Here is a 4,070-nt window from a genome sequence, read left to right on the forward strand (position 1 = left end):
ACGTTCGTCTACTCCGGCGGGCCGCCCCGCCCGGGCTGCGCTGACCAGTGCGCCCCCGGGCGGGGCGGGGCGGGGGGGGGCCGCGGCCGCGCCCCGCGCGCCCCCCGGGGGGGCCGCCGCCCCCGCCGGGGGCCGGGCCGGGGGGGCCCCGGGCCCGCCCCCCCCCACGACCGGACCGCCGTCTCCTGACACCCGGTCAAATGTTCACCTCCCGGATCTACCCGCGTAAACCCCCAGCGCCCCATGCTTGTTGGCGCCCGGGCAAGGCCCGCCCGCCCGGGGGCTTCCCGCTGCCCTCCTCCCGATCCAGGAGTTTCCCCGCATGTCCGCGATGACCGCCATACGCGCCCCCCGCCGCGCCCTGGCCGCCGCCTTCGGCGCCCTGCTGCTCGCCCTCACTACCCTGCTGACCGGCGCCGGCACCGCCCAGGCCGCCCTGCCGACCCCGGTCTCGGCCGCCACCGCCCGCGGCTACCTCGCCTCGATCGCGGTGGCCGCGGAGTCCCACGACTCCACCTACGACCGCGCGCTCTTCCCGCACTGGATCACCATCTCCGGCACCTGCAACACCCGCGAGACGGTCCTCAAGCGGGACGGCAGCAACGTCGTCACCGACGCGAGCTGTGCCTCCGTCAGCGGCAGCTGGTTCTCGGTCTACGACAACGTGACCACCACCAGCGCCTCGTCCTTCGACATCGACCACCTGGTGCCGCTCGCCGAGGCCTGGCGCTCGGGCGCCTGGGCCTGGACCACCAGCCAGCGCCAGGCCTTCGCGAACGACCTGACCCGCCCGCAGCTGATCGCCGTCTCCGCGAGCTCCAACCGCAGCAAGGGCGACCAGGACCCGGCCAGCTGGCTGCCGCAGGCCTCCTACCGCTGCACCTACGCCCGCGCCTGGGTCCAGGTGAAGTACTACTACGGCCTGTCCGTCGACAGCGCCGAGAAGAGCGCCCTCTCCTCGATCCTCAACGGCTGCTGAGGAAACGTTTGCTCAGCGTGGCGCGCCGACCTCCCACCGTCACCGGCCGGGAGGGCGGCGCGTTGCCGTTCCGTCAGAATTCGGCGGCGGATTCTACTGCGTATACGGAGCAAAGGGCCTACGGTAGAGGGAGAGCACGGACGTGCTCGGTCGCAAGCTCCCGGTGCGGCGGCGCTCGCCGAGCGCGTCGGCACCGGCACGGTCGGTGACGTCGGCCGCGTCCCCGATCCCTGCCCCTCCTCCTGGTCCGTCCCCTCCGCACGGCTGCCCGTGGCGGCCCGCGGCGGCCCCCGAACCATCCGGCCCGACAGCACGGCGCCCCGCCGGGAGATCCCGGCGGGGCGCCGCGTGCGTGGGGGAGGGCCGGCTACTCGCTCGTGCCCGCTACTCGCTCTTGATCGAGCTCAGGATGTCCAGGCGGGACGCCCGGAAGGCCGGCCAGAGCGCGGCCAGCAGGCCGATCACGGCGGCGGCGACCAGGAAGAGCCCGATCTGCACCGGCGGCACCACCAGGGTCATGTTCTTGAACGAGTCCGCCATCGTCCGGGTGCCCGCCCAGGCGGTGACGATGCCGAGCAGCACGCCGACCGCACCGCCGAACAGCGCGATCAGCAGCGACTCCAGCCGGACCATCCGGCCGATACCGCTTCGGTCCAGGCCGATCGCCCGCAGCATGCCGAGCTCCCGGCGGCGCTCGAACACCGACATCGCCATGGTGTTGATGACGCCCAGGATCGCGATCACCACGGACATGCCGAGCAGCCCGTACATCATGTTCAGCACGTCGGTGACCATCTGGCGGCTCTCCGCCTTGACCTCCTTCTCACCCTTGACGGTGATCAGCGGGTTGCCGCCGGTGGCGTCGCGCAGCGCCTGCTTGAACTTGGCGGTGGCGCCGTCGGCGCCCTTGACCAGCACCGCGTCCAGGCCGGAGCCGGCCATGGCGTGCGGGCCGACCAGGCTGTCCGGCGCGATCAGCCCGGCGGCCTCGGTGTTGCTCTCCACCAGGGCGCCGACGGTCAGGGTGCCCCGGGTGCCGTCCGGGTAGGTGACGTCGAGGGTCGAGCCGACCTTGAGGCGGTTCCGCTCGGCGTAGCCGACGCTGGACAGCAGCTTGCCCTGCTTGAGCGCGTCGGCCGAGCCCTCGGTGACCTTCAGGTTGACCAGCCGGTCGAAGGCGGCGGCGTCCACGGCGGTGAGGTACGAGGTGTCGCCGTCCGCGACGGCCTTGACCGGCACGGTGCGCTTCACGCTCATCGCGGTGACGCCGGGGGCCTTGGCGATCTGGCCGGCGACCTCGGGGGAGAGCATGGAGAAGTTCTGCATGGCGACGGTGTAGTCGGACTTGCGGTCGCTCGCGGTGGACTCGTCGACGGACTTGTTCACCGAGGCGCCGAGTACGGTCAGCGCGGTGATCAGGGTGATGCCGATGGTGAGCGCGGAGGCGGTGGCGGCGGTGCGGCGCGGGTTGCGGACGGCGTTCTCGCGGGCCAGCTTGCCCGGCATGCCGAACAGCTTGTGCAGTGCCGGGGCGAACAGCGCGATCAGCGGGCGGGACAGCAGCGGCGTGAGCACGAAGGTGCCGATCAGCAGCGCGGCCGCGCCGAGGCCCACCAGCTTGGCCTCCTTGCCGGCCGCGCCGCCGAGCAGGCCGGCGGCGCCGGCCGCGGCGAACAGCAGGCCGATGATGTTGCGGACCAGCAGCGACTTCTGGGTGGCGGGCTGCTCGACCGAGCTCATCGCGGCGACCGGGGCGATCCGGGAGGCGCGCAGGGCGGGCAGCCAGGCGGCCAGCACGGTCACCACGACGCCGACGCCGACCGAGCCGATCACCGTGGACGGGGCGATCACCAGCGGGCCCTCGGGCAGGTTGGCCTCCCACGGGCCGTTGAGCAGCGCCCGCAGGCCGGTGGCGATGCCGATGCCGGCGATCAGTCCGCCGACCGAGGCGGTCAGGCCGACCAGCAGCGCCTCGATCAGCACCGAGCGGGTGATCTGCTTGCGGCTGGCGCCGACGGCGCGCAGCAGGGCCAGCTCCTTGGTGCGCTGGGCGACCAGCATGGTGAAGGTGTTGGCGATGATGAAGATGCCGACGAAGAAGGAGATCGCGGCGAAGCCCAGCAGGACGCCGGAGAGCACCTTGGTGCCCGCGGCGATCATCCGGTCCTGCTCGTCGGCCAGTTCGCGGCCGGTCCGGGCGTCGAAGGCGTCGGGCTCGGGGAAGGACTGCTTGACGGCGGCGAGCAGCGCGGTGTCGTCGGCGCCGGGCTTGCCCTTGACGTCGATCTCGGCGTACCGGCCCGGGCTCAGGTAGAGCTGCTGGGCGGTGGCGGTGTCGAAGACGGCGAGCGAGCCGCCGGAGACCACTCGCGGGTCGTTGGTGTCCACGGTGCCGGTGAGCTTGAGTTCCATGACCGGGCCGTTGATGGCGACGCGGACGGTGTCGCCGATCTTGTAGCCGCCCTTCTCGGCGGTCCGGGTGGCCAGCGCGACCTCGCCGGAGGTGCGCGGACCGCGCCCGTCGACCAGCGGGAAGCGCGGGTCGGTGCCGTCGGCGCCGGGCACGTAGTTGGTGCCGGTGGTGGAGAAGCCGTCGCCGATCAGCGCGCCCTTCTTGTCGGCGATCCCGGCGAAGCCGCTGACCACGCCGCGGGCCTCGGCGGCGCCGGGCAGCGCGGCGACCGCCTTGCGCGTCTCCTCGGTGAGGACGGGGCCGTCGGCGGGCCCGCCGCCGTGGTCGTACCCCTTGCTGACGGCACTGTGGTCACTGATGGTGACCGCGATGTCGGTGTAGCTCTTGGCGTTCTGGGAGCGGAACGCGTTGCCGAGGGTGTCGGTGAAGACGAGGGTGCCGGCCACGAAGGCGGTGCCGAGGAGGACGGCGAGCGTCGTCATCAGCAGTCGGGCCTTGTGGGCCAGCACGTTGCGCAGTGCGGTGCGGTACATGGGGTGGTGTCAGTCCTGAGGGTTCGTGGGGACGGTCAAGGCGCGCCGGTGGCGGGTGTCAGCTGGTGCGGCCCTTGGCGTCGAAGCGGCGCATGCGGTCCAGGACGGTGTCGGCGGTGGGGTGGACGAGTTCGTCGACGATGCG

Annotated in this window: 2 protein-coding genes and 1 pseudogene; 1 reads left to right on the plus strand and 2 read right to left on the minus strand. The window is 72.8% G+C overall.

Annotation, left to right across the window (positions count from 1 at the left end):
* Positions 1–331: 331 nt before the first annotated feature.
* The gene (locus AB0N76_RS39410) at positions 332–979 is read left to right on the plus strand and encodes an HNH endonuclease family protein (RefSeq protein WP_363565676.1); all 648 of its coding nucleotides are present in this window, start codon (positions 332–334) and stop codon (positions 977–979) included.
* Positions 980–1,363: 384 nt separating this feature from the next.
* Here the strand turns inward: AB0N76_RS39410 and AB0N76_RS39415 are convergent, their stop codons facing one another.
* Both AB0N76_RS39415 and AB0N76_RS39420 read right to left on the minus strand, forming a co-directional pair.
* A complete protein-coding gene (locus AB0N76_RS39415; RefSeq protein WP_363565675.1) occupies positions 1,364–3,925 on the minus strand; it encodes an FtsX-like permease family protein in 2,562 nt (853 codons plus the stop codon).
* Between the two features lie 58 nt (positions 3,926–3,983).
* A pseudogene (locus AB0N76_RS39420) lies at positions 3,984–4,070 on the minus strand (ABC transporter ATP-binding protein); the annotation flags it as partial.

Origin of the sequence: Kitasatospora sp. NPDC093806 (assembly GCF_040683335.1) — a bacterium.
Lineage (GTDB): Bacteria > Actinomycetota > Actinomycetes > Streptomycetales > Streptomycetaceae > Kitasatospora.